This window comes from Derxia lacustris (genome assembly GCF_002105195.1).
In the GTDB taxonomy this organism is placed as follows: Bacteria; Pseudomonadota; Gammaproteobacteria; order Burkholderiales; family Burkholderiaceae_E; genus Derxia; species Derxia lacustris.
The window spans coordinates 105,798-111,886 of record NZ_MUHU01000033.1; the positions used below are offsets into that span (position 1 = coordinate 105,798).

Sequence of the window (6,089 nt, forward strand, 5' to 3'; positions counted from 1 at the left end):
AGAAGCTGTCAAAGCCCTGACCAAGACAATCGGCGTGTTGTCGAACCAATTGCGGGCACGCCGGTCTGTGCGTGACCGCGCTACCGGCCGCCGGCCGGGCACGCGCCGATCGAGCTTTGGAGGGGCCATGCCCGCAAAGGTTTTGCACTCATCGGCGGATTTGTCCGCCGCCTCGGCCGGTCGCCGCCGTTGCCTGATGGGCGGCGCCGCCCTGGTCGCCGCCTTGGCGGCCGGTCGCGCCGGCGCCCAGACCGAGGCCGGCAGCTGCCCGCGGCTGCTCGATTTCAGCTTCAACCGCTTGCAGGACGGCAAGCCGCAGTCGCTGTGCCAGTACGCCGGCAAGGTGCTGCTGGTGGTCAACACCGCCAGCTATTGCGGCTTCACGCCGCAGTACGAGGGGCTGGAAAAGCTGTTTGCCGAGCGCGGCCCGCGCGGGCTGGTGGTGCTCGGCTTTCCGTCCAACGACTTCGGTGGCCAGGAGCCGGGCGGCAGCAAGGACATCGGCGAGCTGTGCTTCAACACCTATGGCGTCAAGTTCCCGATGTTCGAGAAGTCGGCCGTGACCGGCAGCGGCGTCAATCCCTTCTATGCCGCGCTCATCAAGGCCACCGGCATCAAGCCGGGCTGGAACTTTCACAAGTACCTGATCGACCGCGAGGGCAAGGCGGTGGCGAGCTATCCGAGCACCATCACGCCGGGCGACCGCCGGCTGCTCACCGACATCGACCGCGCGCTCGGTGGCTGAGGTGGCACGACGCATCGCCATCGTGGGCGGCGGCGTGGCCGGGCTCGGCTGCCTGTGGCGGCTGCGCGAGGCCACGGCGCCGGGCGCGCTCGACCTGGCGCTGTACGAGCGCGAGCCGGCGCCGGGCGGCCATGCCAATACGGTCGATGTCGTCATCGACGGCCAGCCGGTGGCTATCGATACCGGCTTTCTGGTCTTCAACCATCACACCTATCCGCAACTGACGCGGCTGTTCGAGTCGCTTGGCGTGGCGACGACCGCCACGACCATGTCGTTCTCGGTGCAGACGCAACATGCCGGCCGCGCGCTGGAATGGGCCGGCTCGGGGCTGGGCGGGCTGCTGGCCCAGCCGCGCAATGCGCTGTCGGCCGACTTCTGGCGAATGCTGGCCGACATCGCGCGCTTCAACCGCGCGGCGCGCGCCCTGGCCGCCGATGCCCGCGCCGACGACGAACCGCTCGGCGGCTGGCTCGACCGGCATGGCTATTCGGCGCTGTTCATCGACGGCTATCTGCTGCCGATGGCCGGCGCGATCTGGTCCTGCCCGACGGCGCGGATGCGCGAGTTTCCGGTGGCGACGCTGGCGCGCTTCTGTGCCAATCACGGGCTGCTGCAAATGATCGATCAGCCGCCCTGGCGCACCGTCACCGGCGGTTCGCGGCGCTATGTGCAGGCGCTGCTGGCGCGCTGCCCGGCCGGCCGGCGCGGCGCGGCCGTGGCGCTGCGCCGCACGCCCGACGGCGTGCAGCTGACCGGCGCCGACGGCAGCGTCGAACGCTTCGACGCGGTGGTGCTGGCCACGCATTCCGACCAGTCGCTGGCGCTGCTCGACGCGCCCGCCGCCGATGAGCGCGCGCTGCTCGGCGCGATCGGCTGGCAGCGCAATCGCACGCTGCTGCATCTTGACGCGAGCCTGCTGCCGCGCGCCCGACGCGCCTGGGCCGCCTGGAACTACCGCGCCGACAGCGCGGTGGACGGTCACGGCTCGCCGGCGCGCATCGGCGTCGACTACCTCATCAACCGGCTGCAACCGCTGCCGGTACAGCGGCCGGTCATCGTCAGCCTCAATCCGGTGCGCGAGCCGATGGCCGGCACGGTGCTGGGCGAGTTCGATTACGCGCATCCGGTGTTCGACGCGGCGGCGGTCGCGGCCCAGCGCCGGCTCGGCCAGATCCAGGGCCGTGGCGGCGTGTGGCATGCGGGCGCCTGGACCGGCAACGGCTTTCACGAGGCTGGGCTCACCTCGGGCATGGCGTCGGCCGATGCGGTGCTCAGGGCGCTCGACGCCGGCGTGGGCAGTGGCGCCGAGCGGCGGCAGGCGCATGTCTGACGCCGGCGCGCCGGTGGCCTGGCTCGGGCGCGGCTGGCTGCGGCATGCGCGACTGGCGCCGCTGCGCCATGCCTTCGTCTATCCGGCGCACTGGCTGCGGCTGCGGCTCGATACCGGCGATGCCGCGCTGGAAGCGGCCGGCGTGGCGCGCAACCGCTTCGGTCTGGTGGCGCTGCATGACGCCGATTACGGCCTGGGTGCCAGCGCCGGCCAGCCGTTGCGCGAACAGGCGCGTGCCGCGCTCGCCGCCGCCGGCATTGCCGATGCCGATGGCGCGCTCTGGCTGCACACCTTTCCGCGCGTGCTCGGCTATGCGTTCAACCCGGTCAGCTTCTTCTTCTGCCAGCGCGCCGACGGTGCCCTGCGCGCGGTGATCGCAGAGGTGAACAACACCTACGGCCAGCGCCATCGCTATCTGCTCGCGCATGCCGACGGCCGCCCGATCGCCGACGGCGAATGGCTCGGCGCCGACAAGCGCTTTGCGGTGTCGCCGTTCTTTGGCGTGGATGGCGGCTATCGCTTCCGCTTCGGCTTTCGGCGCGGCGCCGAGGGCGTGAGCGCCGGCTGCGTGCGCATCGAGCTGGCCGTGGACGGCGCGACCGCGCTGGTCGCCAGCCTGGGCGGCAGCTATCGGCCGGCGACCCGCGCTGCGCTGGCGCTGGCGGTGCTGCGCCAGCCGCTGTGGACGCTGGCGGTGATGGCGCGCATCCATTTGCAGGCGCTGCGGCTGTGGCGGCGCGGCCTGCCGCTGCGGTCGCGCGCCACAACCAACCTGACTACGCCGCAACCCGCCACGCCGGCGCCTCCCAACTCCTGAGCGGAAACCCGTCATGACCCGCAATTGCGCCCTCGACCGCGGCCTGCTGCCGAGCTCGTCCCCCGCCGATGCCTTTGCGCTGCCCGGCGCGCCGCATGCCGATGCGCTCGCACTGCCCGCTGCCGCCTGCGCCGATGCGCCGGCCCTGCCCGATGCGGCGCCGGCGCCGGCGGTCGTCGCCCGGGCGCGCTCCGGCAGCCGGTTGCCGTGGCAGGCGCGGCGCGTGATCGGCCTGCTCGACCGGGTGTGCGGCGGCAGCGTCGAGCTGACCCTGCCCGATGGCCGGCGCATGACGCTCGGCGATGCCGGGCCCGGCGCGCGGCTGCCGTCGGTGTCGTCCGGCATGCAGTCGCCGTCGGCTTCGCCCGGCATGAGCCCGTCGCCGGATCGGGCCAGCGCCGCGGCGCCGCCGCTGCACGTCGACCTCGCGGTGCGCGACTGGCGCGTGTTCGGCCGCCTCGTCGCTGAGGGCGATCTCGGCTTCGCCCGCGCCTGGGTCGACGGCGACTGGCACACGTCCGACCTGCCGGCGCTGCTCGAACTGGTTGCGCGCAACCGCGCCGCGCTCGAAGGTGGCCTGCCCGGCGGCGCGGTCGCGCGCGCCGGCCTGCGGCTGCTGCATGCCCTGCGCCGCAACAGCCGTGCCGGCAGCCGCCGCAACATCCGCGCGCACTACGACCTCGGCAACGATTTCTACCGGCTCTGGCTCGACGCCGGCATGACCTACTCCGGCGCCTGGTATCGCGACGGCAGCGAGTCGCTCGAAGCCGCCCAGGCTGCCAAGCTCGGCCGCATCCTCGACCAGGCCAGCGCCGGCCGCAGCGACTGCCGGCTGCTGGAGGTCGGCTGCGGCTGGGGCAGCTTCGCCGAGCTCGCCGCGCGCGCCGGCCATCGCGTGCATGGCGTCACGCTGTCGCCGGCCCAGCTCGCTTGGGGCCAGGAACGCCTCGCGCATGCCGGCCTCGCCGAGCGCGCCACGCTCGAATTGCGCGACTACCGCGATCTCGCCGAGCGCTACGACGGCATCGCCTCGATCGAGATGTTCGAGGCCGTCGGCGAGCGCTGGTGGCCGATCTGGTTCGACACCGTCGCGCGCTGTCTCGCGCCCGGCGGCCGCGCCGCGATCCAGACCATCACGCTCGACGAGCGACTGTTCGCCAGCTATCGCCGCCGCCCCGACTTCATCCAGTCCGACATCTTCCCCGGCGGCATGCTGCCGACGCGCACCCGCTTCATCGCCGAGGCGGCGCGCGTCGGCCTTGCCGTGCGCAACGAACTGGCGCTCGGCGCCGATTACCGGCGCACGCTGCTCGAATGGCGCGCGCGCTTCCTGGCCCGGCGCGCCGACGTCGCGGCGCTCGGCCACGACGAATGCTTTGTGCGGCGCTGGGACTATTACCTGTCGTACTGCGCCGCAGGCTTCGCCGACCGGTCGACCGACGTCGTGCAGTTCACGCTCGTCAATGCAAACGGATGATGCGGATTCGCGTCACCGCTGTTGACGAACGGAATGCACGTCGCTATTCTTCGAGGTTCCCTGTGGAGGGGTGCCCGAGTGGCTAAAGGGGGCAGACTGTAAATCTGTTGGCTTACGCCTACGTTGGTTCGAATCCAACCTCCTCCACCAAAGATTTTCGGCAGGCAGTTGGCTCGGCGTCGTTCGGTTGGCAAGTGATTGCGGCGGCGTGAGGTATTTGTCTGCTTCGGGGCGAAAGCCTCGGCAGGGTCGGATATCGCACTCGCGGGTGTAGCTCAATGGCAGAGCAGAAGCCTTCCAAGCTTATGACGAGGGTTCGATTCCCTTCACCCGCTCCAGTTTGCTGGGTGGAAGGTCCGGTCTTGTGATGCAAGGTTTTGCCCATGTGGCTCAGTGGTAGAGCACTCCCTTGGTAAGGGAGAGGTCGCGCGTTCGATCCGCGCCATGGGCACCAGAATTTCCCCGTCGCCTGTTAGGTGGCGGGGAAATTGAACATCAGCAACACAGTTGAAAGACCGAGGAGTCGGCAAATGGCAAAGAGCAAGTTTGAACGGACCAAGCCGCACGTGAACGTGGGCACGATTGGTCACGTTGACCACGGCAAGACGACGCTGACGGCGGCGATCACGACGGTGCTGTCGCGTAAGTTCGGCGGCGAAGCCAAGGCCTACGACCAGATCGACGCGGCGCCGGAAGAAAAGGCGCGCGGCATCACGATCAACACCGCGCACGTCGAGTACGAAACGGCGAACCGCCACTACGCCCACGTCGACTGCCCGGGCCACGCCGACTACGTCAAGAACATGATCACCGGTGCCGCCCAGATGGATGGCGCCATCCTCGTGTGCTCGGCCGCCGACGGCCCCATGCCGCAAACGCGTGAACACATCCTGCTGGCCCGTCAGGTCGGTGTGCCCTACATCATCGTCTTCCTGAACAAGGCCGACATGGTGGACGACGCCGAACTGCTCGAGCTCGTCGAAATGGAAGTGCGCGAACTGCTCAGCAAGTACGACTTCCCCGGCGACGACACCCCGATCATCAAGGGCTCGGCCAAGCTCGCCCTCGAAGGCGACAAGGGCGAACTCGGCGAAGAAGCCATCTTCAAGCTCGCCGAAGCCCTCGACACCTACATCCCGACCCCGGAACGCGCCGTTGACGGCGCCTTCCTGATGCCGGTGGAAGACGTGTTCTCGATCTCGGGTCGCGGCACCGTGGTGACCGGTCGTATCGAACGCGGCATCGTCAAGGTCGGCGACGAAATCGAAATCGTCGGCATCAAGGCCACGGTCAAGACCACCTGCACCGGCGTCGAAATGTTCCGCAAGCTGCTCGACCAAGGTCAGGCAGGCGACAACGTCGGCATCCTGCTGCGCGGCACCAAGCGCGAAGACGTCGAACGCGGCCAAGTGCTGTGCAAGCCCAACTCGATCAAGCCGCACACCCACTTCACCGCCGAGGTCTACGTCCTCAGCAAGGAAGAGGGCGGCCGCCACACCCCGTTCTTCAACAACTACCGCCCCCAGTTCTACTTCCGCACCACGGACGTGACCGGCGCGATCGAGTTGCCGAAGGACAAGGAAATGGTCATGCCGGGTGACAACGTGACGATCACCGTCAAGCTGATCGCCCCGATCGCCATGGAAGAAGGCCTGCGCTTCGCCATCCGTGAAGGCGGTCGTACCGTCGGCGCCGGCGTCGTCGCCAAGGTCATCGAGTA

Annotated in this window: 5 protein-coding genes and 3 tRNA genes; all 8 read left to right on the forward strand. The window is 69.5% G+C overall.

Going from position 1 to position 6,089, the window contains the following annotated elements:
* Positions 1–196: 196 nt before the first annotated feature.
* Positions 197–745 (forward strand): glutathione peroxidase, encoded by a 549-nt coding sequence (locus B9P64_RS20730; RefSeq protein ID WP_235840074.1) that lies wholly within the window; start codon positions 197–199, stop codon positions 743–745.
* A gap of 1 nt (position 746) precedes the next feature.
* A complete protein-coding gene (locus tag B9P64_RS20735) occupies positions 747–2,075 on the forward strand; it encodes an NAD(P)/FAD-dependent oxidoreductase (protein ID WP_085318018.1) in 1,329 nt (442 codons plus the stop codon).
* Positions 2,068–2,892, forward strand: a complete 825-nt coding sequence (locus B9P64_RS20740) for a DUF1365 domain-containing protein (RefSeq protein WP_085318023.1) — start codon at positions 2,068–2,070, stop codon at positions 2,890–2,892. The genes B9P64_RS20735 and B9P64_RS20740 overlap by 8 nt, the downstream gene beginning before the upstream one ends.
* A gap of 13 nt (positions 2,893–2,905) precedes the next feature.
* Positions 2,906–4,369, forward strand: coding sequence for an SAM-dependent methyltransferase (locus B9P64_RS20745; RefSeq protein WP_085318019.1), 1,464 nt, complete (start codon positions 2,906–2,908; stop codon positions 4,367–4,369).
* A 64-nt stretch (positions 4,370–4,433) separates the two neighbouring features.
* A tRNA-Tyr gene (locus B9P64_RS20750) sits at positions 4,434–4,519 on the forward strand.
* A gap of 114 nt (positions 4,520–4,633) precedes the next feature.
* Positions 4,634–4,707, forward strand: a tRNA-Gly gene (locus B9P64_RS20755).
* 41 nt (positions 4,708–4,748) lie between these two features.
* A tRNA-Thr gene (locus B9P64_RS20760) sits at positions 4,749–4,823 on the forward strand.
* 76 nt (positions 4,824–4,899) lie between these two features.
* A partial coding sequence (gene tuf / locus B9P64_RS20765) for an elongation factor Tu (protein WP_085318020.1) occupies positions 4,900–6,089 on the forward strand: 1,190 nt, incomplete at its 3' end.